The following is a 26,156-nucleotide window of genomic DNA, read 5'->3' on the forward strand; positions in this document are numbered from 1 at the left end:
GCGTGCGTTCCCCCGAAAGACCTGCGGAACTGCCGCGCAGGGCCTGGTGGAGCGTGCTCAAACGCACCGTCGTCGAGTTCCGCAACGACGGCGTCCAGGACCTCGCGGCAGCGCTCACCTACTACGCCGTCCTGTCCATCTTCCCGGCGCTGATCGTGCTGGTGTCGGTGTTCGGCCTGCTCGGCAGGCGCGACACCGCCACCCTGGTCGGCAACCTCGTGGTGCTGGCGCCCGACGAGGTGCGCTCCCTGATCGTCACGGGTGTGCGATCGGTCCAGGAGAACGCGGCCTCGGCCGGCCTGGTCGCGATCGTCGGCCTGCTGGTCGCGCTCTGGTCGGCGTCGGGCTACATCGGCGCGTTCATCCGGGCCGGCAACACCATCTACGACATCGACGAGGGGCGTCCGTTCTGGAAGGTGACCCCGCTCCGGATCGGGCTCACCGTGCTGGCCACCGTGCTGCTGGCGCTCGGCGCGATCTCCGTCGCGCTGACCGGCGACCTGGCCAGGAGCGTCGGCAGGGCGCTCGGCGTGGGCAGCGCGCTGGTGACCGCCTGGGACATCCTGAAATGGCCGGTGCTCGCGCTCGTCGCGACCGGGCTGATCATGGTGCTCTACTGGGCCGCGCCGAACGTGCGCCAGCCCGGCGTGCGCTGGATCACCCCCGGCGGGCTGCTCGCGGTGGTGCTCTGGGTCGTGGTCTCCGGCGGCTTCGCCCTGTACGTGGCCCACTTCGGGTCCTACGGCAAGACCTACGGCACGCTGGCCGGCGTCGTGGTGTTCCTGATCTGGCTGTGGTTGTCGAACATGGCCCTGCTGCTGGGCGCCGAGCTGGACGCCGAGCTGATCAGGGAACGCCAGATCGCCGAGGGCGAGCCCGTCGGGCAGGAGCCGTACGTGGAGCCCCGGGATCCGCCGAAGGAGGATAGCCTTCCCGAGTGAAGCGTGGAAAGGCCGTCGTCGCCGCACTCGCCCTGGTGGCCTCGGGCCTGGTGGCCGGCTGCGGCGGCGGCTCGGCGGTCAGCGACTTCGGCACCGTCGTCAAGGGCGCCAAGGGCACGACCGTACACGCCGAGCTGCGCCCCGGGCAGCGGTTCTCACTGGCCGTCCCGGACAACCCCTCGGTGGGCGACAACTGGCGGCTGGCGGCGGTGCCCGACGCCAGGGTGGCCTCCTACATCAGCGAGGAGCGGAAGAGCGCGGGTCAGGGCCCCGGCAGCGGCGGCACCGCCTACTTCGTCTTCAACACCAAGAGCCCGGGCACCGCCGAGATCACGCTGCGCGACTGCTGGCGGTGCGGCCGGAGCTCGACGCCGCCCGACGAGGAGAGCAGGCGGCAGTCGGGCGAGGCGATCTTCGAGATCACCGTGCGCTGAGCACGGCGCGGCACAACACGTCGAGGGTGGTCGCGGTGATCATCTCGGCGTCGGCGCCGGCGCCGGCGCCGGCGTCGGCGCACGCGGCAAGGCGGCGCCGGCCCTCGCCCAGGATGCTCCACCCCAGGTGGGCCACCAGGTCGGGATGCGGCTCCCCGGCCTCGGCGAGCAGGCCGCGCAGCGGCTCGATCATCGTCTCGTGCAGCTGGTCGAGCCGGTGGCGGCACTCGGCGGGCAGGTCGACCGCGGCCACCGCGCGCAGCAGCGCGTGGTCGGGGCTGGTCACGAACGCCAGCGACACGGCGCCGAAGGCGCGCACCCGCTCCTCCAGGCCGCCGTCGCGGGTGGCCGTGACGAGCCGGTCGGCCCAGCGGGGGATCGCGTCCTCCACGAGCTGGGCCAGGATGTCGGCGGTGGCGGAGAAGTAGCGGTAGACGCTGGAGCGGGCCAGCCCGACCCGCGCGCCCACGGCCGCGGGGGTGAGCCCGGCCGGGCCCTCGGCCGCCAGGATCTCCATGGCGGCCGCCAGCAGGGCCGCGTGCTGGCTGGCCCGATGGTCGGCCACCGTGGCCGCGCTGATCCTCGGCACCGGACTCACTCCTCCTCGCGTCGTCTCCTCCCAGTATCGGGCAGCAGGAACGTCGCCCCGACGCCGCCGAACAGCACGATGCCGGTCACGATCGTGACCCGGCGGGTGGCGTCGGCGCCCGCCGCCACCGCGGCGGCGTGGTCGGCGGGCTCCCTGATCGCCGCGATGGCCGCGCCGGCGCTCTCCCGTACGGCCTGCCCGAGCGCGGGCTTGCCGGGCAGGCGTTCGGCCATCGCCGCGTCCAGGCCGGTGACCAGGACGGCGCCCAGCACCGCGATGCCGACGGCGGCGCCGAGCTGGCGGATCGTGCTCTGGAGCCCGGAGGCCACGCCGGAGCGGCGGGCGGGCACGTCGGCGAGCATCACGTTCGGGAGCTGGGCCGAGGCGAAGCCGACGCCGACGCCGTACAGGACGAGCCAGGGCACCAGCGTCCACGGGCCGAGCGAGGGGGAGACGGCCAGGCCGATCGCGATCGCGCCCACGGCCTCCAGGACGAGCCCCAGCCGCACGATGAGCCTGGGCGCCAGGCCGAGCCGCGGGACGACGCCGCCCGCCAGGAACGTGCCCCCGGCCAGCGAGGCGATGATCAGGCCGGTGGCGAACGCGGTGAACCCCATGGCCGCCTGGAGGAACAGCGGCAGCACCAGGATCAGGCCGAACTCGCCGAGACTGATGATCATCGCGGCGGCGCCGCCGTACCGGAAGGAGGGGATGGCGAACAGCGACAGGTCCAGCACGACCGGGCGGCCCGATCGTGTCCGCGAGCGCTCGACCAGCAGCAGCGCGGCCAGCGCGAGCGCCGCGAGCCCGAAGGCGAACGGGATCGGCGAGACGCCGCCGAGCGGCCAGGCCCACCCGAACAGCGTGGCCTCGCCGGTCGGCGTGAACCAGCCGTAGCGCTGGCCCTCGATCAGGCCGAACACCAGCGCGGCCGGGCCGACCACCGACAGCAGCACGCCGGGGACGTCCGAGCCGCCCGCCGCCGGGTCCTTCGACTCGGGCACCCTGGCCGTGCCGAGCAGCACGAGCAGGCCGATCGGCAGGTTCACCCAGAACGCCCAGCGCCAGCCGAAGTCGGTCACCACCCAGCCGCCGAGCAGCGGGCCGAGCGCGGCCATGCCGCCGATGATCGAGCCCCAGACGGCGAAGGCGATCGTCCGGCGGGAGCCCGTGTAGAGGGAGTTGATGATCGCCAGCGTCATCGGGACCACCATGGAAGCCCCGACCCCCTGGACGACGCGGGCGGCGATGAGCAGCGCGCCGCTCGGCGCGGAGGCGGCCAGCATGCTCGCGGCCAGGAACACCACCAGGCCGACGGCGAACATCCGGCGCCTGCCGTGCACGTCGCCGGTCCGGCCGAGGGGGATGAGCAGGGCGGCGAAGGCCAGGGAGTAGATGGAGTTCACCCATTCGACGTCCGTGGCCGACAACCCCAGATCGTCCATGATCGCGGGGACGGCGACGTTCACGATCGTCGCGTCGATGATGATCATCGACATCCCGACGCCGAGCACGATCAGCGGGAGCCAGCTCTGCCGGGTCCGCTCATTTAGCGACACCATGTCCCTAAAGATAGCAACATGCTGTCTCGAAACAAGGGGTAAGCTCCGGATCATGGACTTCATCCGGGTGCGTGCCTCGGCCGACGGCGCCGAGACGATCTCCTGCTGGACCGGCGACGTCTACGGCTGGCAGGACGACGACGGCCCCCACCACCTGTTCGGCTTCGAGGGCCTGAACGTGGCGCGGGCTCGCCCGGCCGACGGCGGCTGGGAGCTGCTGACCAGGGAGGCGGCGCTCTACCTCGACCCGAGGACCAGGGAACCGGTCGACGTGTGGGACAACCCGCTCACCGGGCGGTCCGTCGAGGTGCAGCACGTCTTCAACGACCCGGTCAACCAGCGGCTCGGGGCCTATCCGGTGCCGGTGACGCGGTTGGGGGAGCAGGTCGTCTTCAACGCCGACATCCGCCTCTCCTACCCTTCGCCGCTACCTGTCGCGAAATATCCGGAAAACTCGGCTCGGGACACGTATCGGGCGCTGGAACTGTTCCAGTTCTTCGCCTCGGCCGCCGACGTCGAGTCCGGCATGCCCGACGTGCCGGCGGTCTTCTCCTGGTGCCGGGTCTCGCCCTGGCTGCCCTGGATGGCCATGGGGCAGCGGCCGGGCGGGCTGGTCTACCACTGCAGGGGCGCCAAGGTCGCCGACGTCCCCGGACGGCTGCGCGAGCGCGTCGGCGAGCACTTCCTGCACGCCCCCGCCGAGTGGACCGCGCCCAACATGACGAGCTGGACGGCCTTCGCCGATAAGGTCGGGCGGTGAGCACCGACCTGTTCTGCGAGATCATCGCCGGCGCGCGTCCCGCCCACGTGGTGAGCGCCGACGAGGTGGCCGTCTCCTTCCTCGACACCCGCCCGGTCTTCAAGGGGCACGTGCTCGTCGTGCCCCGGCTCCACGTCGAGACGCTGGCCGACCTCGCCGACGTCGGGCCGTTCTTCTCCCGGGTCCAGGCCATGGCCAGGGCCGTGGAGGAGGGGCTGGCGGCGGCCGGCACGTTCGTGGCGATGAACAACCGGGTCAGCCAGAGCGTGCCCCACCTCCACGTGCACGTCGTGCCGCGCAACCGTAAGGACGGCCTGCGCGGCTTCTTCTGGCCGCGCACCACCTACGAGTCCGCGCAGGAGGCCGAGACCTACGCGGCGGCCGTCGCCAAGGCGCTGGCGGCCGAGTGAGGGGGGCCGGCGGGGCGGGCGGCGGCGGGCGCTAGGCTCGGGGCGCGTGGAGTACCTGGTCGGCGTCGCCGTCGTGGCCGTGCTGGTGGGCGTGCCCGCGATCGTGCTCTGGCGCGTCATGCGGGGCCGCCGCGAGCTGGGCACCAGCCCGGCCGAGCGGGCCACGTTCGAGACTTTGCACACCGCCTCCATGGCCGGGCCGCCGCTGCGGGCCGGCCTGACCCCCGAGGGCGCCGAACGCGCCTCCCGCCACCTGCGCGCGCTGCTCGGCTCGGCCGCGCTCGCGATCACCGACCGCGAGCGCCTGCTCGTCTACGACGGCGCCGGCGACCACCACGCCGCCCAGGCGTTCGAGCACGCCGCCGCCACCTTGCAGGACGGCCGCACCCAGGTGCTCACCATCGACTGCGAGCTGCTCGAATGCCCGATCCGGCACGCCGTCGTCGTCCCGCTCACCACCGACGACCGCCTGGTCGGCGCGCTGGCCGCCTACGGGCAGAACGCCTCGGCCGGCCTGGTCAGGGCGGCGCAGGAGGTGGCCGGCTGGGTGAACTCGCAGCTGGAGCTGGCCGAGCTCGACCGCTCGCGCACGCTGCTCATGGAGGCGGAGGTCCGGGCCCTGCGCGCGCAGATCTCGCCGCACTTCATCTACAACTCGCTCACCACGATCGCCTCCTTCGTCCGTACGGACCCCGAACGCGCCCGCGAGCTGCTGCTGGAGTTCGCCGACTTCACCCGCTACTCCTTCCGGCGGCACGGCGAGTTCACCACGCTGGCCGAGGAGCTGCACTCGATCGAGCGTTACCTCACCCTCGAACACGCCAGGTTCGGCGACCAGCTGCAGGTCACCCTGCGCATCGCCCCCGAGGTGCTGCCGGTGGCGGTGCCGTTCCTGTGCCTGCAGCCGCTGGTCGAGAACGCCGTCCGGCACGGCCTGGAGAGCCGCAACGGCGTCGGCCGCATCACGATCATCGCCGAGGACGCCGGCGCCGAGTGCCGCATCAGCGTCGAGGACGACGGCCTCGGCATGGACCCCGACCGGCTGCGCCGCATCCTGGCCGGCGAGATCGCCCCCACCGGCGGCGTCGGCCTGGCCAACGTCGACGAACGGCTCCGCCAGGTCTACGGCGACGAGTACGGCCTGGTCGTCGAGACCGGCACGGGCGCGGGCACCAAGGTCAACGTGCGCCTGCCGAAGTACCACCCCGGCGTCTCGGTCCGCTGACCCCCGCCGGTCTCCCCGCACACCTGCTCCCACCTGTGACCCCGCCGTGACGGCCTTGACGTTTGGTGCCGGTTTCATCACTGTCTAATGCATTCGAGGTGTGAGGGGTGACGTGTGACCGGGCTGCGCGTCCTGGCGGTGGACGACGAGCTACCCGCGCTGGAGGACCTGTCCTACCTGCTCCGCGCCGACGCCCGCATCGGCGAGGTGGTGACGGCGCGCGACGGGGCGGCCGCGCTGCGCCTGCTGGACCGCGGCATCGCCGAGGGCCGCCCGATCGACGCCGTCTTCCTCGACATCCGCATGCGCGGGCTGGACGGCGTCGTGCTCGGACGGCTGCTGTCGCAGTTCGCCAACCCGCCGCGGGTCGTGTTCGTCACCGCGTACGAGGAGCACGCGGTGGACGCCTTCGAGATCAAGGCCGAGGACTACCTGCTCAAACCGGTACGTCCCGAACGGCTCGCCGAGGCCATCAGGCGCGTGGCGGTCTCGTCCGACGTGCCCGCCGAGACCGGCGAGAGCGACACCATCCCCGTCGAGCTGGGCGGCGTGACCCGGTTCGTCTCCAGCGCCGACGTCGTCTACGTGGAGGCCCAGGGCGACTACGCCCGGCTGCACACCGCGAACGGCAGCCACCTCGTCCGCATCCCGCTCGCCACGCTGGAGGAACGCTGGGCCCCGGCCGGGTTCGTCCGGGTGCACCGCAGCCATCTGGTCGCCGTCAAGCACATCGAGGAACTGCACATCGACTCGGGCCGGTGCAGCGTTCGGGTCGGCGACACCGAGCTCCCGGTGAGCCGGCGGCACACCCGCGAGCTGCGCGACCTGCTGGTCCGCCGCGCCAGGAAGGGCAGGACGGAATGACCCCCGATCCCCGGCCAGGGCGCCCGGCGGGGCCGCCGCGCACCGACGCCGCCCGCCGCATGGACGCCTTCCGCCGCTCCGAGACGCCGCGCCGGGTCAGCGTCACCAGCCCGCGCACCGCCGCCGCCCGCCGCCCCCGCTACCCGGCCACCAGGGAGATCGACGAGCAGACCCGCCTCGGCGAGGTCTACATGCGCTCGCTCCTGCGCACCCAGTTCCGGCTCGCCCTGTTCGTCTGCACCGTGCTGGCCTGCGTGGTCGGCGGCCTGCCGCTGCTGTTCCTGCTCATCCCCGAACTGCGCGAGGTGGACGTCCTCGGCGTCTCCCTGCCGTGGGCGGTGCTGGCCGGGCTCATCTACCCCGCCTTCGTCATCGGCGCCTGGCTGTACGTCCGCCAGGCCGAGCGCAACGAACGCCACTTCGCCGAGCTGGTGGAACGCCGGTGACCGGCGCGAGAGGCCCCTCGTGAGCCTCACCGCGGTGGTCGTCGTGATGGCGGCGGCCGTGCTCATCGGCGCGTACGGCATCAGGTTCTCCCGCACCACCTCCGACTTCTACGTCGCCTCCCGGACCGTCAGCCCCCTGTGGAACGCCTCCGCCATCGGCGGCGAGTACCTGTCGGCGGCCTCCTTCCTCGGCGTCGCCGGGCTCATCCTGTCCTACGGCGTGGACATGTTGTGGCTGCCCGTCGGATGGACCGGCGGCTACCTGGTGCTGCTGGTGCTGGTGTCGGCGCCGCTGCGGCGCTCGGGCGCGTACACGCTGCCCGACTTCGCCGAGGCCAGGCTGGAGTCGATGACCGTACGCAGGACCGCCAGCGTGCTGGTCGTCCTGATCGGATGGCTGTACCTGATGCCGCAGTTCCAGAGCGCCGGCCTGGTGCTGCGGACGATCACCGGGGCGCCGGTGTGGGCGGGCGGGCTGCTGGTCGCCGGCGTGGTGGCGGTGAACGTGCTGTCCGGTGGCATGCGGTCGATCACGTTCGTGCAGGCGTTCCAGTACTGGCTCAAGCTGACCGCGCTGGCCGTGCCGCTGGTGTTCCTGCTGCTGGCCTGGAAGGGCGACGGCGCGCCCGCCCTCAGCGTCCAGGACGCGACCACCTGGCAGATGCCGCTGGCCGGGGCCAAGGAGTACGGGCTCTACTCGACGTACTCGCTGATCCTGGCCACGTTCCTCGGCACGATGGGCCTGCCGCACGTGCTCGTGCGCTTCTACACCAACCCCGACGGCCGGGCCGCCCGCCGTACGACGCTGGTCGTGCTGACCCTGCTCGGCGCGTTCTACCTGCTGCCCGCCCTGTACGGCTGGCTCGGCCGCCTCTACGCCCCCGACCTCGTGCGTACCGACGCGGTCGTGCTCACCCTGCCCAGCCGCATGATCGGCGGCACGCTCGGCGACCTGCTCACCGCCCTCGTGACGGCCGGGGCGTTCGCGGCCTTCCTGTCCACCTCCTCGGGGCTGACCGTGTCCGTCGCGGGGGTGATCGCGCAGGACCTGCTGAAGGGCGGGGTGCGCTCGTTCCGGATCGCCACCCTCATGGCCGTCGCCGTGCCGCTGGCGCTGGCGCTGTGGGCGCGGGCGCTGCCGGTCGCGGACGTGGTGGGGCTGGCGTTCGCGGTGGCCGCCTCGTCGTTCTGCCCGCTGCTGGTGCTGGGCATCTGGTGGCGGCGGCTCACCACGACCGGAGCGCTGGCGGGGCTGTTCGTGGGAGGCGGGCTGGCGTGCTCGGCCGTGCTCGCCACGATCACCGGGGGGCCGTACGAGGGGCTCACCGGGGCGCTGCTGGCCCAGCCGGCGGCCTGGACGGTGCCGATCGCGTTCACCGTGATGGTGTCGGTGTCGTTCCTGACCCCGCACCGCGTACCGCCCGGCGTGGCCCGCACGATGGTCCGCCTCCACACCCCGGAAAACCTCGACCTGGACCGCGGCGACTGGCACCCCCGCTCCCCCTGACCCCGCCCCGGGCCTGTCGAGACCTTCCGGCTCACGACCAGCCCGCGGCGACGCCTCCCAAGCGCTCCGACGCCACCCCGTTCCCGCTGGCGGCCTCGTTCTGCGCCACACCTCCGGCCTCCACGCGGTCGCTTCGCGTGGGACGCGGGATGCCCTGGTCGTGAGGGTGTGCGCTCTGGGGTGGTGGGTCCAGGCCGGGGCGGTACAGGCCGGCGGGCCGGGGGGACGTGCTTCGGCCGGGCCGGGGCTGACCCGCTCCTTCCGGCCGGGCCGGCCCCTCTGGCTCGGTGTCGGGTGGGGCTGGGGTTCGTCCCGGGCGTGGCTGGGCGGTCCCCTGCGGCGGGACGTGCGGACGGGTCCACTCCTGTGGCGTGCTTCCGGGTCGGGCCGCGGGGCGGCCGGGCTGCTGCTGCGTTGACGCGTGCGGCGCGTGGGCGGGCTGGGCCGACGCCCGTGGCCGAGGGCCGGGCTGGGACGGTATCCGATGGGCGAGGCCGGGGTGGGACGGCTCCTGCGGCGGAGGGTCCAGGCCGGGGCGCGGGCCGACGCCGGTGTGCGGGGTCCTGGAACGACCGGGCCCCGGGTCCCGCCCGGCGGGCCGGGCCGGGCCGGAACGACTGTCCGCAGGCGACGGCATGACGTCCTGGGCCTGGCGGGAGGGGCCGACGCCAGGGCTTTCGTACGTGCCGCCCTGGCGGGAGGGCTCGTACGGTGTGGCGCCCGCGGTGGGCGGCTCGTCAGGGAGGGTTCCCTCGTCGGGGGCGAAGTACGGTCTGGTCGGGGGCGTCGGGTGGGAGGCGTCGCCGTGCCGGGCGGCCTGTTCGGTCATGGGCCTGGCGGCCGTCCCGGCGTGGGTCTCGACGTCGAGCACCTCGTGTCCCGGGACGGTGTGCGGGGCCTCCTCGCCGGGGGCCGCGTGGTGGATGGTTCGTCCGGTGGCCGCTCCCAGGTCGCCCGCGTGCTTCCGCTCCGGTCGCCAGGAGGGGGCACCGCCCCTCGGCCACCCCCGCCGCACCTCGCCGCCCTCCATCGGCCGGCCTCCCCACGCCCCGCCTCCCCGCGCCGCCGAGGCGGGCGTCCCCGCGGTGCGGGGGGTGTTCGTGGAGTGTGGGGTCGTGGGGAAGGCGTGGCGCGGAGTGCGGGGCGGGGGAGTGGCGGTGGTCGGGGTGAGGTGGTCCAGGAGGTGGGGGGCGGCGTTCAGGAGGTGGTCGATGAGGTGCGCCACGTCGTCCAGCCGTACCCGCAGCGTCGCCCGCGCCTGCGCGCCGCCACGCGGGGCACCCGGGGCCCGGCCCTGCGGCCCGGTCTCCTCCACCCGCACCTCGGAGATCTCCAGGCAGACCTCAGGGTTCGGACGGGCGGACGCCGAGGCGTCGGAGCCGAGCGCCTGCTCCTCGGGCGTACGGTCATCGCGGTACGGGCTGCTCTCGGCCATGACCTGCGATTACCCCTCACGTATCCCATCAGGCTCCGACATAAGGGGACTTGGGAGAGGTTTGACCGGAAGGTCAGCCAGGCGGCGACTCCCCGGACCCCCGGGCGACCAGTTCCACGGGAACCGTGATCCGGCGCGGCTCGCGTACCGGATCCAGCAGCAGCTCCACCGCGCCGCGCGCCAGCCGGCCGATGTCGTACCGCACCACCGTCACCCCGGGGCTGAACAGGCCGGCCAGCGCGAAGTCGTCGAACCCCACGTACGCCGGCCGCTCGGGACGCTCCCGCAACGCCTGCAGCACGCCGATCGCCGCCCGGTTGTTCGTCGCGAAGAACGCCGTCGGCGGGTCGGGCAGGTCGAGCAGCCGCCCCACCTCGTACGACACCCGCCCCGGATCGAACACCCCTCGCACCACCAGCGCCTCGTCGGCCGCCGCCGCCGCCTCGCGCAGCGCCGCCCGGTAGCCGCGGGCCCGGTCGTGCACCGAGCTCAGCCCGTCGTCGTCGGAGATCAGCGCGATGCGGCGGTGCCCGTGGGCGAGCAGGTGCGCGGTCGCCGTCCGGCCGCCGCGCTCGTCGTCGAGCATGACCACGTCGGCCCGGTCGAGCCCGCGCGGCACGCGGTCGACGAAGACCGTGCGCGGGCCGCCGTGCTCGGCCAGCCAGGCGTGGTCGGCCGGCGAGGGCACGACGATCAGCGCGTCCACGCCCCGCGCGTGCATCGACTCGATCAGCATGCGCTCCTTGTCCGGGCGCTCCTCGTACGAACCGAACACCACCAGCGCCTCGTGCTCGGCCGCCGCCGCCTCCACCGCGGCGGCGAGCCGGGCGTAGAACTCGTTGGAGATGTTCTCCATCACCAGGCCGAGCGTGAGCATGGTCGCACCGCGGGCCAGCCGGGCGGCGGCCTCGTTGCGGCGGAAGCCGAGCGCGCTGATCGAGTCGTGCACCCGCTGCTGCAGCGAGGCCCGGACGTGCGGCTCCTGGTTGACCACGCGGGACACCGTCTTCAGGCTGACGCCCGCGTGCCGGGCGACGTCCGCCATGGTGGGCTTACGCGTTGTCATAGTCTGCCCCCATGGAGGATGAATGGATCTGCGGCCGGACGGGCGAGGACGAGCCATGGACACTGGGCGCGGTGAACCCGCCGGTGTTCGAGAACTCGTTGTTCACCTTCGGGACGGCGGCCGAGCTGGGAGCCGCGATCCGGGACGAGGACGAGCGGTACGTCTACGGCCGCGGCACCAACCCGACCGTCGACGTGGCGCAGCGCAAGCTGGCCGCGCTGGAACGCGGTGAGCGGGCCAAGTGCTTCGGTTCGGGGATGGGCGCCATCTCGGCGACGATCTCCTCGCTGGTGTCCGCCGGTGACCACGTGCTGGTGCTCGGCGCGGTGTACGGGCCGACCACGCAGTTCCTGCGTTACCTGGAGAAGTACGGCGTCACGCATACGCACGTCGACGACCTCGCGGGATGTGACAGCGCTATCAGGGCGAGTACCCGCCTACTGTACTTCGAGTCGCCCTCCTACATGGCGTACGCGATCGTGGACATCGCCGAGGTGGCGGCCTGGGCGCGCGGTCGCGGGCTCGTCACGGTCATGGACAACACCTGGTCCACGCCGCTGTTCCAGAAACCGCTGACGCTGGGCGTGGATCTGGTCGTGCATTCGCTCTCGAAGTACGTCGGCGGGCACAGCGACCTGGTCGGCGGCGTGGTGGTCGGGCCGGCCCGGCTGATCCGGCCGCTCGCGCTGACGGAGTACCAGCTCTACGGCGCGGCCATGTCGCCCCACGACGCGGCCAAGGTGATCAAGGGGTTGCGTACGCTGCCTGTGCGGATGGCCGCCCACCAGGAGCGGGGGCTAGCGGTGGCGGCGTTCCTGGAGGGGCATCCCGCCGTACGGGCGGTGAACCATCCGGGGCTGCCCTCCCATCCGGGCCACGCGACCGCGTTGCGTCAGATGTCCGGCTTCTCCAGCCTGTTCAGCATCGAACTCGTCACGGACGATCGCCAACAGGCCGCTCTTTTCCTCGATAAATTGCGACATTTCAGGATTGGTGTGTCCTGGGGAGGCTTCGAGAGCCTGGTCAACGCCCCCGCCCTGACCGTCGAGGAGAGCGTGCGGGCCACCATGGGCATCCCCGTCGGCCTGGCCCGCCTGTCGATCGGCCTGGAACCCACCGCGGCCCTCGTCGAGGACCTGGATCAGGCGCTGAGCGCCCTGCCCGGCCCCCCGCGTCCGATATCGGGGTGAACGGAATACCCGACCGCTCATCGCGCTGAACAGACCTTTCACCGCAGGCCATCCCCAACTAATCGCGGTACGCGAGCGGCTCGCCGAACAGCACCCCCACGCCTCTCCACGACGGGTAGGTTGCGCTCTTACGTTGAGCGTGATCCGCATCACAGTGGAGGTCTCGTGACGACCAGAGAACATGACGCGTCCGTCTATGAACAGGTGCAGGAGAGCAGTGAGTTCCAGGAGTTGAAGCGGCGTTTCCGCCGCTGGACCTTCCCCATGACGGTGGCCTTCCTGGTGTGGTACCTGCTGTACGTGGTGCTGTCCGGCTGGGCCCGCGACTTCATGGGCATCAAGTTGTTCGGCGAGATCAACGTCGGGCTGATCTTCGGGTTGCTGCAGTTCGTCTCGACGTTCCTCATCGCGTGGGCGTACGCGCGGCATGCCGAGAGGAAGCTCGACCCGATCGCCGACAAGCTCCGTCACGAGGTCGAGGAGAAGACGCAGTGAGTTCCACGACGCTGGGGATGATCCTCTTCCTCACCTTCGTCGCCGGCACCCTGGCCATCACGTTCTGGGCCAGCCGCCAGACCAAGACCGCCGCCGACTACTACGCGGGCGGCCGGTCCTTCAGCGGCGTCCAGAACGGCCTGGCGATCGGCGGCGACTACATGTCGGCCGCCTCCTTCCTCGGCATCGCCGGCATCATCGCCGTCTCCGGCTACGACGGGTTCCTGTACTCCATCGGGTTCCTGGTCGCCTGGCTGGTGGCGTTGCTGCTGGTGGCCGAGCTGATGCGGAACTCCGGCAAGTTCACCATGGCCGACGTGCTGGCGTTCCGGATGAGCCCGCGCCCGGTGCGCACGGCGGCGGGCGTGTCCACGATCGTGGTCAGCATCTTCTACCTGCTGGCCCAGATGGTCGGCGCGGGCGCGCTGGTCGGCCTGCTGCTCGGCATCACCAGCGAGGCCGGCAAGGTCTGGACGATCATCGGCGTCGGCGCGCTGATGATCGTCTACGTGGTGTTCGGCGGCATGAAGGGCACCACCTGGGTCCAGATCGTCAAGGCCGTGCTGCTGATGACCGGCGCCGCGCTGGTGACGCTGCTGGTGCTCGGCAAGTACGGCTTCAACCTCTCGTCCCTGCTCGGCCAGGCCGCCGCCACCAGCGGCCCGAAGGCCAACCCCGGCAACTTCCTCATCCCCGGCCTGAAGTACGGCACCGACGCCCAGGGGCTCGCGGGCAAGATCGACCTGATCAGCCTCGGCCTCGCGCTGGTGCTCGGCACGGCGGGCCTGCCGCACATCCTCATCCGCTTCTACACCGTCCCCACCGCCAAGGACGCCCGCAAGTCGGTCCTGTGGGGCATCGGCATCATCGGCGTGTTCTACCTGCTGACCCTGGTGCTCGGCTTCGGCGCGGCGGCCATCGTCGGCAAGACCGACATCCTCAAGGCCGACAAGGCGGCCAACACCGCCGCCCCGCTGCTCGCCGAGCGGATCGGCGCGCAGATCTTCGGCGACGTCGGCGGCACGATCCTGCTCGCGCTCATCGGCGCCGTCGCCTTCGCCACGATCCTGGCCGTCGTCGCGGGCCTGACCCTGGCCTCCTCCTCCAGCTTCGCCCACGACCTGTACGCGCACGTCTTCAAGCGCGGCGGCGCCAGCGAGCGGCAGGAGGTCGTGGTGGCCCGCGTCTCGGCGCTGGTCATCGGCGCCGTCGCGATCGGCCTCGGCATCCTCGCCCAGGGCCAGAACGTGGCGTTCCTGGTCGCCCTGGCCTTCGCCATCGCGGCCTCGGGCAACCTGCCGGCGATCCTCTACAGCCTGTTCTGGAAGAGGTTCAACACGGCGGGCGCGGTCGCGGCCATCTACGGCGGCCTCGGCTCGGCGCTGATCCTGGTGATCTTCTCGCCGGTGGTCTCGGCCCCGCCGCCGCCCGCGGGCGCCGCGGTGACCGCGCTGATCCACGGCGTGGACTTCCACTGGTTCCCGCTGAGCAACCCGGGCATCGTCTCCATCCCGCTCGGCTTCCTGTTCGGCTGGCTGGGCACGATCCTCAGCAAGGAGTACAACGCCGCCAAGTACGCCGAGATCGAGGTGCGCTCGCTGACCGGCGTCGGCGCCGAGAAGGCCACCGAGCACTGACCCTCGCTCTCCCTGTGCGTGACGGGGCCCGGCCCGCCACCGGCCGGGCCCCGGTCAGCGGGTACGGGCGTGAGCCCGGCCGGCCAGGTACAGCAGCGCCCCGACCGCGAGCGAGGCCAGGGCGATGCCGCCGACCAGCCAGAACCAGGTGCCGTACGCGACGCGGGCGCCGAACAGGGTGACCGTGCCGGCGTCGTTGGAGATCAGCGGCGTCCACGAGCCCGACAGCGTGGCCACCACGCCCACCAGCGAGGCCAGCGCGCCGACGATCGAGGCGGCCCAGAACACGGCGGGCGAGGCCAGCCGCCGCGCCTCGAACTGCGTCCGGTAGCGCCGCAGGATGATCAGCACGTCCACGAACAGCACCACGATCGACAGGCACCAGATCACCGTGACCGCGGCCTGCAACACGTTGTAGACCTCGGTCTGGGCGTCCGCCGGCGTCGCCGACGCGAACGGCACCACGACGAACGCCGCCACCGTGAACACCGCCGCCAGCACCGTCTGGATCCAGACGGCCACGTCGGGCACCTTGTGGGCGTTCACGTGGCTGACCACGGCGGGCAGCCGCCGGTCCAGCCCGGAGACGAAGATCAGCCGGGCGAAGGAGTAGTCGTAGACCACCGTGATGACGAAGAACCCGGCCGCCAGCAGCAGCGCCACCAGCCGGCCCGCCCACTCGCCGAGCCCGACGCCCACCGCCTGGGCGACCGCCGTGACCCCGGCCGCCCGGTCCGGCGGCACCGACACCATCACGCCCCACGTCGCCGCCAGGTAGGCGACCATGACCGCGAGCGAGCCCCACAGCAGGTAGCGGGTCACCGCGCGCTCGTGCCGGATCTCCACCCCCATGTTCAGCGGCACCTCGACCCCGAGCAGGGCCAGCACCGCCAGGCCGAAGAAGCTCCAGTTGGCGAAGTTGACGCCGTGCTCGGCCGACGGGCTCCAGGTGGCGAAGTCCCACGGGTCGGTCGCCGGCGGGTTGCCGCGCAGCAGGTGGACGACCCCGGCGGCGAACATGAGCAGGATCGCCAGCCCGTAGGCGACGAAGACCGCGTTCACCACGTTCTGCGTGAGCCTGAACCGCAGCACGGCCAGCACGGCGGCCAGCGCCAGGATCACCACGATGATCCCGCCCTGGGCCTGCACCGGCAGCTCGCCCAGGGCCGGGAACACCAGCCCCAGGAACGACATCGTCAGCGTCCCCGTGGCGACCATGACCAGCACGCCCGGCCACCACGCGCAGAACCCGGCGAAGAACCCCCAGAACGGCCCGAACGCCTTGCTCGTCCACAGGTAGATCGACCCCTCGCCGGGGAACATCACGCCGAGCTGCCCCGTGACGATCGCGCACGGCACGAGGAAGAGCGCGAACGCGAGGGCCCACCAGCCGAACGCGGCCGGACCGGCGCTCTGGATGACGGCGGCGTTCGTGATGAACAGGACGATGGCCACGAAGATCGCGACCATGTCGAAGGTGGTCAGCACGCGGGGCAGGATCCCGCCCGCCACCCGCTCGGACAGCAGCTCGTCGTCGGTCATGGCCCGGCCTCCCGCACGCAGGCGGATCGTCTCACCTGCCAAGGTCTGCCCGGACGCCCGCGCCGTCAAGCGGCAGGCGGGCGAGGTCAGCCTCGCCGGTCGTGCACCTCCACGGACAGGTGCGGCCACGGCCAGGACGCCAGGTCCGCCTCGTCGGCGGCGTACGCGACGACCTTCAGGCAGTCGTCCCCGCTCATGACCGCGCCCGGCGGCCCCGCCCGGCCGACGGGGACGGGCGGGGCCACCGGGCGCGCCGGGCAGGTCGAGCGTGGGACCGGCCCGGCCTCGGGCCGTTCTCAGCTTCCGACCGGCTCCGCGCGCAGCCGGGCCGAGTGCTTGACCAGGGTGATCAGCACCTCTCGGCTGGAGTCCCGCTTCCGCGCGTCGCACATCACGATCGGGATCGACGGGTTGAGCTGCAGTGCCAGCCGCACCTCGTCCAGCTCGAACGTCGGCGACCCCTCGAAGCAGTTCACCGCCACCACGAACGGCGTCCCGCGCCGCTCGAAGTAGTCGACCGAGGGGAAGCAGTCGGCCAGGCGGCGGGTGTCGGCCAGGATGACGGCCCCCAGGGAGCCCTCGGCCAGCTCGTCCCACACGAACCAGAAGCGTTCCTGCCCAGGGGTGCCGAACAGGTACAGGACGTAGTCGGTGCCCAGGGTGATGCGCCCGAAGTCCATGGCCACCGTGGTGGTGCGCTTGGCCTCCACGGAGGTCAGGTCGTCGACGCCCACGCTGCGGTCGGTCAGCACCTCCTCGGTGCGCAACGGCCGGGTCTCGGACACGGCTCCGACCATCGTCGTCTTGCCCGCACCGAATCCGCCGGCGACCAGGATCTTGATCGCCGTCGGGAGGCGCGGGCGCTCAGAGCGAGCGAAGACCATCGAGCACCGCCCTGTACATCTTCATGTCATGCATGTCCACCTCGGATTGCGGTTCCTGGGCAGAGACGAGTTCGCGGTCGAACAGGTCGCCTAGCAGCACGCGGATCGTGCCGGCCGGGAGGTTCAGGTGCGCGGCTATCTCGGCGACGGACTTGGGTTCGCGGCAGAGCTGGAGGATACGCAGGTGTTCGGGGTCCAGCCCGGCGTCGGGCCCCGGCGGCGGACCCACCGCCAGCGCCATGGAGATGAGGTCGAACTTGCCGTGCGCAGGCTGGGTCCGCCCGCGCGTGACGACGTAGGGCCGGATGATCTCCGGATCTATCCAGTGTTCGTCCGTGGACTCCTCCGTGGTGCTCACCGGTCGCTCCTGGCGACGGCCTCGGCGTTGCGCGCGCCGGAGGTGAGGTACTGGCCGACCCGCGCCACCAGCATCGCCATCTCGTACGCCACCAGCCCGATGTCGGCGTTCTGGGCGCACAGCACGGCCAGGCAGGCGCGCTCGCCCGCGGTCGTCACGATCAGGAACTGTGACTTCCACTCCACGACCGTCTGCCGCACCGCGCCGGCGGAGATGTGCTCCGCGACGCCCTTGGCCAGGCTCTGCAGGCCGGAGGCGACGGCCGACAGGTGCTCCCCGTCGGTGCGCTGCAGACCGGCGGACGAGGCCATGAGCAGGCCGTCGGAGGACAGCACGATGGCGTGCTCGGCCTCCTTGATCCGGCCGATCAGGTCGTCGAGCAGCCAGTTGAGGTCGGTGCCCGCGCTGGGCGTCATGTCGGGCCTCCCGTCGGGAGCCGGGCCGCGGCGCTCATGCCTCGCCTCCCGGCTGCTCTTCCATCAGCCTGGCCGCCTCGGTGCGGCCAAGACGGGTGCCTGACTGCAGGGATCCCATCATGGCGCGGATCTCCTCGGGCGAGCGCTCGTCATCGTCCTCCTCGAAGTCGGGCTGCGTCGGCGTGTCGTCACGCAGCGCTGGCGCCAGGTTGGCCTGAGGGACTCGGAACGGCAGGCCGGACGGCGTGAACTCGGCCACAGGCTGCTGCTCCGGTTCCGCGGGCGGTTCTGGTTCAGGTGAAGGCGAGGGTGCTGGTGCCGGGAAGGGGGCGGCCACCGCGTGGAGCTGGGAGGGGGTGGGGGCGGGAACTGGGGCGGGCATCGAGGCGGGCATCGGGGCGGGACGCGGCGGGGTCAGGGTGCGGACGTTCTCGGCGGGCCGCGCGACCGTGGCCAGCGTGGTCCCGGTGCTCGTCCGGCGCGGCAGGCCCGGCCGGGTGTCGCCCTCCGGGTGCCGCGGCGCCGGGTCGAGCTCGACGAGCTCCTGCGGCAGCAGCACCACGACCGTGGTCCCCCCGTACGGGGAGGGCTTCAGCACGACCTGGATGTCGTGCCGGCGGGCGAGCTGGCTGACCACGTAGAGCCCCAGCCGGGCGGTGCCGGAGATGCGGAACTCGGGCGGGTCGGCGATGCGCTCGTTGGCCGCGTCGAGGTCCTCGGGCTTCATGCCGAGCCCGCGGTCCTCGATCTCGATGACGTACCCGTTGGCCACGAGCTGGCCGCTGACCTGCACGTTCGTGTACGGCGGCGAGAACGACACGGCGTTCTCGATCAGCTCGGCCAGCAGGTGGATGACGTCACCGACGGCCCGGCCGACGAGCACCACCTCGCCCATCGGCATGAGCGTGACCCGGGTGTAGTCCTCGACCTCGGCCAGCGCGCCGCGCACCACGTCCACCATGGGGACCGCCCGCCGCCACGTACGGGCGGGCGACGAACCGGACAGGACGATCAGGTTCTCGGCGTTGCGCCGCATCCGGATGGCCAGGTGGTCGAGGCGGAAGAGCTCCTTCAGCTCCTCGGGGTCGGTCTCCCGGCGCTCCATCACGTCGAGGACGGTCAGCTGCCGGTGCACCAGGCCCTGGGTGCGGCGGGCCAGGCTGAGCAGGATGTCGCGGATGCTGCGGCGCAGCTCCGCCTGCTCGGCCGCGACGCTGATCGCCGTGCGCTGCACGGTGTTGAACGCCTGGCCCACCTGCCCGATCTCGTCGTCGCCGAACTCCAGCGCGGGCGCCTCCTTGGCGACGTCCACCACTTCGCCGTGGCCGATGCGCTCGACGATGCCGGGCAGACGGTCGTCGGACAGCTCGTGGGCGGCGTCGCGCAGCTTCTGCAGCTGGGCGAGCAGCTGCCTGGTGGTGGTGATGGACAGGATGATCGAGGCGACGACGGCGATCAGGCCGAGGCCGCCGGCCAGGAGGAGCCGGATGACGACGCCGATGGCGACGGGGACGATCCGGTCGAACAGGCGGTCACCGCCCGCGACCACCTGCGTGTGCATGCCGGAGAGCGTCGCGTCGGCCGCCACGCGCCAGCTCTCGCCGCTCACCGGAAGCGGGCCCGTCCCCGGTTCGTACCGGACGAGCTGCGCCTCCATGGTCTGCAGCCGGACGACGGGCTCGCTCTTCAGCCAGGCGTCGAAGGTGGCCCGGTCCTCGTCGGGCAGCCGGTTCAGCGCGTCGGTCAGCGTGTAGTGGAAGACGGCCGACATCCTGAGGAACTCGGCGTGGTCGTCGGCGGTGAACCCGCCCTTGGCGAACACCCCGGACAGCAGCGAGTCCTCGCGGGCCAGGAACTCCCGGGAGCGGTGCATGTCCGACAACGCGCGGCCGTCCGCGGCGATGTCCTTGTCGTCGAAGGCGGCCACGGAGTCGTACATGCGGTACATCGCGTCGATCGTGCTGTTGTACTGCTGCGTCGCCCGGGACGGTTCCGTCTTGCCGGCGTCGATCGCCTTGCGCGCGGCCACGAGCTTGTCCAGCTCGGCGTTGACCGCGGCGATGCGCTCGACGAGCGAGTCTTCGGCGGCGAGGTCGACGACGTCGCCCTGGGCCATGGAGGTGAACTCGGCGCGCAGGGAGTCGGTCCTGGCTCGCTGGTCGCGCATGCCCTTGTCCACGACGCGGGATCCGGTGCCGAGGTGGGCGACGGTCAGCCGGCGCTCGCGCTGGAGCTCCACCAGCAGCGGCTCGCTCGGCTCGACGATCCTGCCGTCGACCGTCGCGGCCCCGAGCAGGTTGACGCCTTCCCGCACCGTGACCCAGGCCGCGAACACCCACAACAGCGTGAGCGACACGATAAGCGCCGTGACTTTGGCCCGGACACTGGCATTACGGAAGCGCATGAAGTCCTCCGGAAGAAAAGACCGCGGGGTTAGCAGGCCATGTCAAGGCGGAGAATGGGGCACTCCAGAAATCCGGCACTCGGATCACCTTAGCAACGCGAGAATACTGCCTCAACACGCTAGAGCACCGGAAAGGGTATTATGTCCTGTTTTCGTACCTGGAATTTCCTTCGGTGCTACATATCGTGACATGCTGAGCGGCGATGACCGCTGCCCGCACGATGGCTGTCGGCGAGTAAAGCTCCTTGTCATGCCACAACGGTGGATAGTCGGATAAATTGGCTGTCCGATTCAGGTACTCATAACCGCGCCGCGCCGCCCCTCGGCACCGTTCGTCCGGCTCGGGGCCGGCCAGCAGGAGGGCCTGCATCCCGTACGCCGTCTCCTCCGGCCTGCCCGCCCACCGGCCCCAGGATCCGTCGGCCCGCTGCGTGGACAGAATCCACTCCCGCCCCTTGCGGACGGCCCCGGCGTATCGGGCGCCGGCGAACTCGCCGAGCGCCAGCATGCAGCTCAACGTGGCGTAGTACGGGGAGGCGTGCCACCTGTCGCTCCAGCTCCCGTCGGGCCGCTGCCGCTCGGCCAGCCACCTCGCCACCCGCTCGATCCATGGCCGGTACGCCTCCCCGGCCGCCGGCCTGACCCGCGCGTACTGGCCCAGCGCGTCCAGCACGTGGGCGTTGACGCTGACGGACGTGCCGTCCTCCCCCTGCCAGGTGCAGAAGTGCGCGCCGGTATCGAACGTCGCCAGCGACGAGGGCTCGTACGGAACCCCGAGCAGGGCCAGGGCGTAGAGCGCCACGCTGGTGGTGTCGGCGTCGGCGGGCAGACCGGCCCCGGCGGGGGTGCCCGCGGGCCCGATCGTGGCCCACAGGTCGGCCGTCATCTCCGGCGGCACGTCCACGGGGACGCCCGCCCTGAGCAGCCAGCTCAGCACCCAGGCCCGCTCGAAGACGGTGATCGGCAGCCCCACCGGCACCGGGCCGCCGTACCGTCCGGCGACGGCCCGCAGGTGGTGGCGGGCCGGGCCCGCGGCCTCGGGATCGGGCCGGGCCGACAGCCAGGCGGCGGTGGCCGCGGGCGAGGCGCCGACGGTGCCGATCGGCGCCGGTCGTATCGCCCCCGTCGCCCCGACGACCTCCAGCACGTGCTGGACCTTCTGCGGCGGCTCGGCGCCGGACGCCAGCAGCCGCCTGACCAGGGTGAGCCGGGTGGTGTCCATGGTGGGGGGTAGCGGCAGCGGGGAGCCCTCCGGACGGTGGCGGTTCACCAGCTCGACGAGGGCGGGGACGATCAGGTCGATGGCCGGCGTGTCCGGCGGCTCCGACGCCGCGGCCAGCATGGGACGCAACGCCTCCAGCCCGGCCTCGGCGGCCGGGAGCAGGATGCCGTCGTCGCCGTCGCCGCGCGCGATCGCCGTGAGCAGGGCCTCCGTGGCGCTCAGCGTGGGCACCAGCCCGTAGCCGTCGGGCGCGCCCCAGGCGCCGTCGCCGTGCTGCTCCGCCAGCAGGTACGCCACCCGCTCCCGATGCCCGGCCAGGCCGGGGGCGAGCGTGACCAGGCGCCCGGTCTCGTAGACCGACGGCGACACCTGGCCCCAGGGCTTGGCCATCAGCTCGTTGACCAGGAGACATGCTTGTTCGGAGAGGTTCACGTCGTCGCCCAGAAGTCGGACAGGCCGTAGAAGCCTGTGCTGTAGTCGATCTGCCATGCCAGGTAGCCGGCCGGGCGCGGATGGGCGCCGCGCAGCGGTTCGATCAGCGCGTGCGCCTCGCGGGCCAGCACGGCCATCCGCTCGGTCACCTCGTCGTGGGTCAGGCCGAGGGCGAACGCGTTGAAGTCGCCGTACGCCCGTTCCCGGTGGTGCGTGGCCAGGTCGTTGAGCAGACGCAGGTAACGCTGCACCGCCTCGCCCGCCGGGCGCAGGACCTCCAGGTCACCCGGCCCGCCCACCTGGCCGGCGGCGATCCAGTGCGAGACGGCCACGAAGGAGGCGCCGCAGCTGTCGGCGTTGGCCAGGTACTCCTCGACGGCGGGCGGCTCGTCCGCGCGGCTCCACTCCCATTCGCGGGCCATGGCCGCGAGCATGCGCGCGAGCCGGTCACGCCAGGCCGACGCGAGCTCCGGCGTGGTGCCCAGCTCCGCCCGCAGGTCGGCGGCGAATGCGCCGGCCGGCCCGGCGGGGGACTCCGACAGGCAGTCGCCGATCAGCGCCGCGACCTCCTCGCGCGTGCCGGCCTCGTGGTCGATCAGCCGGTCCACCGCGAACACCAGCAGCGAGGCCCGGTTGACGGCCCGCAGCTCGGCGGCGGTCGCCGAGGGCGAGCCGAAGGCGCCGGCGAGGCCCAGGGACAGGTGCAGCCCGGCGTCGAAGGCGCCGGCGGGGAACAGGTCACCGAAGTGCGCGGCGTGCGCGGCCAATTCCCGCCCGCCGGCCACGGCCAGCGCGCAGGTGCGGCCGATGTCGAAGGGGTTCACCGTCGCTTCTCCAGTGTCATGGTCAATCCGTGCGGCGGGCGCAGCGTGGAGGCCAGGCGCGGCACGATCGGCCGGTCGAGGTGCACGTGGGGCCGGTACCTGCGCAGGATGCCGGCGATGAGCAGCGGCGCCTTCAACGCGAACAGATGCTGTCCCAGGCACACGTGCGGCCCGGCGGCGAAGGGCCAGTAGGCGTAGCGGTGCCGCCGCGTGTCCCCGCCGGGGGCGAAGCGTCCGGGGTCGAACGTGGCCGGGCGGTCCCAGAACTCCGGCAGCCGGTGCGTCAGGTAGGGGCTGAGGATCACAGTGGAGCCGGCCTCGACGCCGACGCCGCCGACCACGTCGGCCTCGACGGTCCTGCGGGGCAGGAGCCAGCCGGGGGGGTAGACCCGCAGCAGCTCGCTGACGAACATCTTCAGGTATCGCAGGTGCGGCAGGTGGGCGATGCCGGCCGGCTCGTCGCCCACCACGCGGTCCACCTCTTCGTACACCTTCGCGGCGATCTCCGGATGCGCCTGGAGCGTCGGCCAGACCCAGGACATCGCGGTGGAGGTGGTCTCGGTGGAGGCGCCGTGCATGGCGACGAGGTCGTCCCTGATGCGCCGGTCGCCGCCGTCGTCCGCCCTCGCTCTGACCAGGCGCGAGATCACGTCGTCGCCTTCCTCGTGGCGGGCCCGCGCGATGCAGGGGTAGACGACCTCGTCGATGGTCTTGATCGCTCGCCTGAACGCCCGGTCGCCCGGCAGCGGCACCCGGTGCGGCACGAAGGGCAGCACCAGGCGCAGCGCCTTGGCGGTGACGGCGACGTCATAGGCCGGCGCCAGCCGGTCGATGTCCGCCATGGAGATCTTCGCCCCGAAGAACAGCCGCACGATCACCGGGTGCACCAGGGCCCCCATGCCTTCGGTCACGTCGAACGGCCGTCCGGGGACGACGGTCGTCTCGATCAGCTCGTCCATGATCCGGGCCATGTTCTCCGCCATGGCGTTGAGGTGCCGGGCGGCGAACAGCGGCTGGAGGATCCGACGGCTGTCGGCCCAGTTCTCGCCGTCGGACAGGATGCTCTCGCCGAGCAGGGGCGCGAGCGGGTCCCAGAACATGCCCGCGCGCACGTAGTTGGGCTGGCGGACCGTGAGCACATGCTCGACGTGGTCGGGGTGGGTAACGAGGTAGGGACGGAAGGGGCCCATGTCGAGCCGTACGACCCGGCCGCCGGCCTCGGCGCCAGCCTCTTCCAGCGCGTGCACCGGGACGCGGTGGTGTCTGCTGAGCCTACCGAGGAAAGGGACAGTCCTGGGGGCAGTGGCATTGTCCGCCACGGGCGTGTCTCCTCTGAGCCCGTCTTACATAACGGACATTTAATGACGAAAGTTAGACTCAGGCTGGAGTATCACATGGCCGTACATAGACATTCAAGATCGAAGTCTGACAGGAACATCTTGTGAACCTCAGCCGCACCGGACCGCCCCTGCCGGACACCGACGTGATCGCGCGCTGCCGCCGCTTGGTGGAGCCCGCCATGCGCGCCGCCGTCTCCCGCCTTCACCCGCGGGGAGCCGACATGGTCTCCTACACCCTGGGCTGGTCGGACGCCGCGGGGCGCCCGTACGAGGGTGCGGGCGGCAAGAGCGTGCGACCGGCCATCGCCCTCCTCAGCGCCGAGGCCGCCGGCGGCACCGCCGAGTCCGCGCTGCCGGGGGCCGTCGCGGTCGAGCTGGTGCACGCCTTCTCCCTCGTGCACGACGACATCATCGACCAGGACGAAAGACGCAGGCACCGGGACGCCCTGTGGAAGGCGTACGGGGTGGGGCCGGCCCTCCTGGCAGGGGACGCGCTGCTGGCCCTGGCCGTGGCCCGGCTCGCCGGCCGTCCGGAGGCGATGGGTTACCTGTCGCGAGCCCTCGTCGAGCTGGTCCAGGGCCAGACGGCCGACATGGCGTTCGAAAGCCGTCCCTGGAGCGGGCCCGGCGAGGTGAGCATGGCCGAGTACACCGAGATGGCGGCGGGCAAGACCGGCGCGCTGCTGGGGGCGGCCGCCGCGGCGGGGGTCGCGCTGGGGGGCCGGCCCGAGCTGTCCGAGCGCATGTGGGCCATGGGGGTGGAGCTCGGCGTGGCCTTCCAGATCGCCGACGACGTGCTGGGGATCTGGGGGGATCCGCAGGTCACCGGGAAACCCGTGCACGGCGACCTGCGGCTGCGGAAGAAGACCCTACCGGTGCTCGCCGCGCTGGGATCGGGCGAGCCCGCGGCCCGCCGCCTGGCCGACGCGCTGGCCTCGGGCGAGACCGACGACGCGGCCCTGACGCTGGCCGCCTGCCTGATCGAGGAGGCGGGCGGCCGGACGATCGCGGACCGCCTGGCCGCCCGGCACCTGAAGGCGGCGCTGGACGTACTGGACGAATGCCTGCCTGACGCCGTCGCGCTCAGGGAGCTGTGCGTCTCGCTGGCCGGCCGCGCCCGCTGACCCCGCCGACCCCGCCGACGCCGCGGGGCCGGGCGCCGGTCGATCAGGGGCGGGAGGCCTCGTCGAGGAGGGCCAGCTCCTCCTCGCCCAGCTCCAGCTCCGCCGCCGCCAGCAGCGGCTTGAGCTGACGGGGGTCGCGCGCGCTGGCGATCGGCGCGGTGACCGTGGGCTGGGCGGCCAGCCAGGCCAGCGCCACGGAGGCGGGCTCGGCGCCGCGCTCGGCCGCCACCTTCAGCAGCCCTTCGAGCGCCCTGCGCCCGTGCTCGGTGTCCAGGTACTCGGCCGCCTTCCCGGCCCGCGGGCTGTCGACCGTGACGCCCGGCTGGTACTTGCCGGTCAGGAACCCCCGGGCCAGCCCGAAGTACGGCGTGCTCGACAGGCCGGCCGACGCCACCACGTCCCGCAGCTCGCCCTCGTACCCCCGGTCGACCAGGTTGTACGGCTGCTGCAGCGCCACGTACGCGGCCAGCCCCTCGTCCCGGGAGATCCGCAGGGCCTCGGCCAGCCGCGCCGGCCCGTAGTTGGACGCGCCGATCTGGCGCACCTTGCCCTCCTTGACCAGGGCGTCGAAGGCGGCCAGCGACTCCACCAGGGGCGTGTCGTGGTCGTCCACGTGCGCCCAGTACAGGTCGATGTAGTCGGTGCGCAGGCGGCGCAGCGAGTCCTCGACGGCCGCCCGGATGGTGGCCGGGGCCAGCCCTTCGAGCCCCTCCAGCATGCCGACCTTGGTGGACACGACCACCGAGTCCCGGTTGCCGCGGTCGGCCATCCACTCGCCGATGATCAGCTCGGACGTGGACTCGCCGGTCACCCAGTGGGGGTAGACGTCGGCCGTGTCGATGAAGTTGCCGCCGCCCTCGACGTAGGCGTCGAGCACCGCGAACGAGGTCTCCTTGTCCGCGGTCCAGCCGAAGACGTTGGTGCCGAGCGATATCGGGAAAACGGACAGGTCCGTCGTGCCTATTGATCTCATGCGGCCATTATCCGCGCCACCGGCGAGCGGGCACGGACGGCGCCCCGGTCACGTGCCGCCAGGTCAGCGGCGGTGC

General features: G+C 72.3%; 26 protein-coding genes. 12 read left to right on the forward strand and 14 right to left on the reverse strand.

All coding sequences use genetic code 11. The features are described from left to right. Positions 1 to 2: 2 nt before the first annotated feature. Positions 3 to 941 (forward strand): YihY/virulence factor BrkB family protein, encoded by a 939-nt coding sequence (locus tag ABZ444_RS16345; protein WP_357996747.1) that lies wholly within the window; start codon positions 3 to 5, stop codon positions 939 to 941. Continuing rightward, on the forward strand, positions 938 to 1,375 hold the full coding sequence (locus ABZ444_RS16350; RefSeq protein WP_357996750.1) for a protease inhibitor I42 family protein: 438 nt from the start codon (positions 938 to 940) through the stop codon (positions 1,373 to 1,375). The genes ABZ444_RS16345 and ABZ444_RS16350 overlap by 4 nt, the downstream gene beginning before the upstream one ends. On the opposite strand, the gene ABZ444_RS16355 is transcribed toward ABZ444_RS16350, so the two are convergent. Next, complete coding sequence (locus ABZ444_RS16355) at positions 1,362 to 1,964, reverse strand: helix-turn-helix domain-containing protein (protein ID WP_357996753.1); 603 nt, start codon at positions 1,962 to 1,964, stop codon at positions 1,362 to 1,364. The genes ABZ444_RS16350 and ABZ444_RS16355 overlap by 14 nt on opposite strands. 5 nt (positions 1,965 to 1,969) lie before the next feature. Further along, the gene (locus ABZ444_RS16360; RefSeq protein ID WP_357996755.1) at positions 1,970 to 3,526 is read right to left on the reverse strand and encodes an MFS transporter; all 1,557 of its coding nucleotides are present in this window, start codon (positions 3,524 to 3,526) and stop codon (positions 1,970 to 1,972) included. Positions 3,527 to 3,578: 52 nt separating this feature from the next. Here ABZ444_RS16360 and ABZ444_RS16365 point away from each other — a divergent pair, with 52 nt between their 5' ends. The 6 genes from ABZ444_RS16365 to ABZ444_RS16390 all read left to right on the forward strand — a co-directional run bounded on the left by ABZ444_RS16365 (position 3,579) and on the right by ABZ444_RS16390 (position 8,738). Continuing rightward, on the forward strand, positions 3,579 to 4,286 hold the full coding sequence (locus ABZ444_RS16365; protein WP_357996758.1) for a DUF1838 family protein: 708 nt from the start codon (positions 3,579 to 3,581) through the stop codon (positions 4,284 to 4,286). Next, complete coding sequence (locus ABZ444_RS16370; protein ID WP_357964526.1) at positions 4,283 to 4,696, forward strand: HIT family protein; 414 nt, start codon at positions 4,283 to 4,285, stop codon at positions 4,694 to 4,696. Before ABZ444_RS16365 ends, ABZ444_RS16370 begins: the two co-directional genes overlap by 4 nt. Positions 4,697 to 4,742: 46 nt before the next feature. Next, the gene (locus tag ABZ444_RS16375; protein ID WP_357996761.1) at positions 4,743 to 5,921 is read left to right on the forward strand and encodes a histidine kinase; all 1,179 of its coding nucleotides are present in this window, start codon (positions 4,743 to 4,745) and stop codon (positions 5,919 to 5,921) included. Between the two features lie 114 nt (positions 5,922 to 6,035). Then, complete coding sequence (locus ABZ444_RS16380; protein WP_357964524.1) at positions 6,036 to 6,785, forward strand: LytTR family DNA-binding domain-containing protein; 750 nt, start codon at positions 6,036 to 6,038, stop codon at positions 6,783 to 6,785. Then, the gene (locus ABZ444_RS16385; RefSeq protein ID WP_357996764.1) at positions 6,782 to 7,231 is read left to right on the forward strand and encodes a hypothetical protein; all 450 of its coding nucleotides are present in this window, start codon (positions 6,782 to 6,784) and stop codon (positions 7,229 to 7,231) included. Before ABZ444_RS16380 ends, ABZ444_RS16385 begins: the two co-directional genes overlap by 4 nt. A 19-nt stretch (positions 7,232 to 7,250) precedes the next feature. Then, positions 7,251 to 8,738 carry a cation acetate symporter gene (locus tag ABZ444_RS16390; RefSeq protein ID WP_357964520.1) on the forward strand — a complete coding sequence of 496 codons (1,488 nt, stop codon included), beginning with the start codon at positions 7,251 to 7,253 and terminating at the stop codon, positions 8,736 to 8,738. A 31-nt stretch (positions 8,739 to 8,769) separates the two neighbouring features. Here the strand turns inward: ABZ444_RS16390 and ABZ444_RS16395 are convergent, their stop codons facing one another. Continuing rightward, the gene (locus ABZ444_RS16395) at positions 8,770 to 10,173 is read right to left on the reverse strand and encodes a hypothetical protein (RefSeq protein ID WP_357996767.1); all 1,404 of its coding nucleotides are present in this window, start codon (positions 10,171 to 10,173) and stop codon (positions 8,770 to 8,772) included. A gap of 73 nt (positions 10,174 to 10,246) precedes the next feature. Next, a complete protein-coding gene (locus ABZ444_RS16400) occupies positions 10,247 to 11,239 on the reverse strand; it encodes a LacI family DNA-binding transcriptional regulator (protein WP_357996770.1) in 993 nt (330 codons plus the stop codon). A gap of 11 nt (positions 11,240 to 11,250) precedes the next feature. Between ABZ444_RS16400 and ABZ444_RS16405 the strand changes: the two genes are divergently transcribed. The 3 genes from ABZ444_RS16405 to ABZ444_RS16415 all read left to right on the forward strand — a co-directional run bounded on the left by ABZ444_RS16405 (position 11,251) and on the right by ABZ444_RS16415 (position 14,561). Continuing rightward, positions 11,251 to 12,429, forward strand: a complete 1,179-nt coding sequence (locus tag ABZ444_RS16405) for a PLP-dependent aspartate aminotransferase family protein (RefSeq protein WP_357996773.1) — start codon at positions 11,251 to 11,253, stop codon at positions 12,427 to 12,429. 165 nt (positions 12,430 to 12,594) lie between these two features. Further along, the gene (locus tag ABZ444_RS16410; protein ID WP_357996776.1) at positions 12,595 to 12,924 is read left to right on the forward strand and encodes a DUF485 domain-containing protein; all 330 of its coding nucleotides are present in this window, start codon (positions 12,595 to 12,597) and stop codon (positions 12,922 to 12,924) included. A gap of 17 nt (positions 12,925 to 12,941) precedes the next feature. After that, positions 12,942 to 14,561, forward strand: coding sequence for a cation acetate symporter (locus ABZ444_RS16415; protein ID WP_357997145.1), 1,620 nt, complete (start codon positions 12,942 to 12,944; stop codon positions 14,559 to 14,561). 54 nt (positions 14,562 to 14,615) lie between these two features. Here the strand turns inward: ABZ444_RS16415 and ABZ444_RS16420 are convergent, their stop codons facing one another. The 9 genes from ABZ444_RS16420 to ABZ444_RS16460 all read right to left on the reverse strand — a co-directional run bounded on the left by ABZ444_RS16420 (position 14,616) and on the right by ABZ444_RS16460 (position 23,962). Then, positions 14,616 to 16,103, reverse strand: coding sequence for an APC family permease (locus ABZ444_RS16420; RefSeq protein WP_357996779.1), 1,488 nt, complete (start codon positions 16,101 to 16,103; stop codon positions 14,616 to 14,618). An 86-nt stretch (positions 16,104 to 16,189) separates the two neighbouring features. After that, on the reverse strand, positions 16,190 to 16,348 hold the full coding sequence (locus tag ABZ444_RS16425; RefSeq protein WP_357996782.1) for a hypothetical protein: 159 nt from the start codon (positions 16,346 to 16,348) through the stop codon (positions 16,190 to 16,192). Positions 16,349 to 16,399: 51 nt separating this feature from the next. After that, positions 16,400 to 16,987, reverse strand: coding sequence for an ATP/GTP-binding protein (locus ABZ444_RS16430; RefSeq protein ID WP_357996784.1), 588 nt, complete (start codon positions 16,985 to 16,987; stop codon positions 16,400 to 16,402). After that, entirely contained in the window at positions 16,968 to 17,345 is a 378-nt protein-coding gene (locus ABZ444_RS16435) for a DUF742 domain-containing protein (RefSeq protein WP_352356948.1), read from the reverse strand. The genes ABZ444_RS16430 and ABZ444_RS16435 overlap by 20 nt, the downstream gene beginning before the upstream one ends. Then, positions 17,342 to 17,761, reverse strand: a complete 420-nt coding sequence (locus ABZ444_RS16440) for a roadblock/LC7 domain-containing protein (RefSeq protein ID WP_357996787.1) — start codon at positions 17,759 to 17,761, stop codon at positions 17,342 to 17,344. Before ABZ444_RS16440 ends, ABZ444_RS16435 begins: the two co-directional genes overlap by 4 nt. 34 nt (positions 17,762 to 17,795) lie before the next feature. Further along, on the reverse strand, positions 17,796 to 20,117 hold the full coding sequence (locus ABZ444_RS16445) for a sensor histidine kinase (RefSeq protein WP_357996790.1): 2,322 nt from the start codon (positions 20,115 to 20,117) through the stop codon (positions 17,796 to 17,798). A 187-nt stretch (positions 20,118 to 20,304) separates the two neighbouring features. Beyond that, positions 20,305 to 21,819 (reverse strand): prenyltransferase/squalene oxidase repeat-containing protein, encoded by a 1,515-nt coding sequence (locus ABZ444_RS16450; protein ID WP_357996793.1) that lies wholly within the window; start codon positions 21,817 to 21,819, stop codon positions 20,305 to 20,307. Beyond that, positions 21,816 to 22,643, reverse strand: a complete 828-nt coding sequence (locus ABZ444_RS16455; RefSeq protein WP_357996796.1) for a terpene synthase family protein — start codon at positions 22,641 to 22,643, stop codon at positions 21,816 to 21,818. Before ABZ444_RS16455 ends, ABZ444_RS16450 begins: the two co-directional genes overlap by 4 nt. Continuing rightward, a complete protein-coding gene (locus ABZ444_RS16460) occupies positions 22,640 to 23,962 on the reverse strand; it encodes a cytochrome P450 (protein WP_357996799.1) in 1,323 nt (440 codons plus the stop codon). The genes ABZ444_RS16455 and ABZ444_RS16460 overlap by 4 nt, the downstream gene beginning before the upstream one ends. Positions 23,963 to 24,084: 122 nt before the next feature. On the opposite strand from ABZ444_RS16460, the gene ABZ444_RS16465 reads away from it, so the two are divergent. Beyond that, on the forward strand, positions 24,085 to 25,107 hold the full coding sequence (locus tag ABZ444_RS16465) for a polyprenyl synthetase family protein (RefSeq protein ID WP_357996802.1): 1,023 nt from the start codon (positions 24,085 to 24,087) through the stop codon (positions 25,105 to 25,107). Positions 25,108 to 25,150: 43 nt separating this feature from the next. Here ABZ444_RS16465 and ABZ444_RS16470 read toward each other — a convergent pair whose 3' ends face one another. Next, positions 25,151 to 26,080: an aldo/keto reductase gene (locus ABZ444_RS16470; RefSeq protein WP_357996805.1), complete on the reverse strand. Its 930-nt coding sequence runs from the start codon at positions 26,078 to 26,080 to the stop codon at positions 25,151 to 25,153. Positions 26,081 to 26,156 lie beyond the last annotated feature (76 nt).

Source organism: Nonomuraea sp. NPDC005730 (assembly GCF_040630865.1).
Classification (GTDB): Bacteria; Actinomycetota; Actinomycetes; order Streptosporangiales; family Streptosporangiaceae; genus Nonomuraea.

Coding starts and splice junctions, on each gene's coding strand:
- ABZ444_RS16360 (WP_357996755.1), bottom strand. CDS start 3,526: ATGGTGTCGCTAAATGAGCGGACCCGGCAGAGCTGGCTCCCGCTGATC.
- ABZ444_RS16365 (WP_357996758.1), top strand. CDS start 3,579: ATGGACTTCATCCGGGTGCGTGCCTCGGCCGACGGCGCCGAGACGATC.
- ABZ444_RS16385 (WP_357996764.1), top strand. CDS start 6,782: ATGACCCCCGATCCCCGGCCAGGGCGCCCGGCGGGGCCGCCGCGCACC.
- ABZ444_RS16395 (WP_357996767.1), bottom strand. CDS start 10,173: ATGGCCGAGAGCAGCCCGTACCGCGATGACCGTACGCCCGAGGAGCAG.
- ABZ444_RS16400 (WP_357996770.1), bottom strand. CDS start 11,239: ATGACAACGCGTAAGCCCACCATGGCGGACGTCGCCCGGCACGCGGGC.
- ABZ444_RS16405 (WP_357996773.1), top strand. CDS start 11,251: ATGGAGGATGAATGGATCTGCGGCCGGACGGGCGAGGACGAGCCATGG.
- ABZ444_RS16415 (WP_357997145.1), top strand. CDS start 12,942: ATGATCCTCTTCCTCACCTTCGTCGCCGGCACCCTGGCCATCACGTTC.
- ABZ444_RS16420 (WP_357996779.1), bottom strand. CDS start 16,103: ATGACCGACGACGAGCTGCTGTCCGAGCGGGTGGCGGGCGGGATCCTG.
- ABZ444_RS16430 (WP_357996784.1), bottom strand. CDS start 16,987: ATGGTCTTCGCTCGCTCTGAGCGCCCGCGCCTCCCGACGGCGATCAAG.
- ABZ444_RS16440 (WP_357996787.1), bottom strand. CDS start 17,761: ATGACGCCCAGCGCGGGCACCGACCTCAACTGGCTGCTCGACGACCTG.
- ABZ444_RS16470 (WP_357996805.1), bottom strand. CDS start 26,080: ATGAGATCAATAGGCACGACGGACCTGTCCGTTTTCCCGATATCGCTC.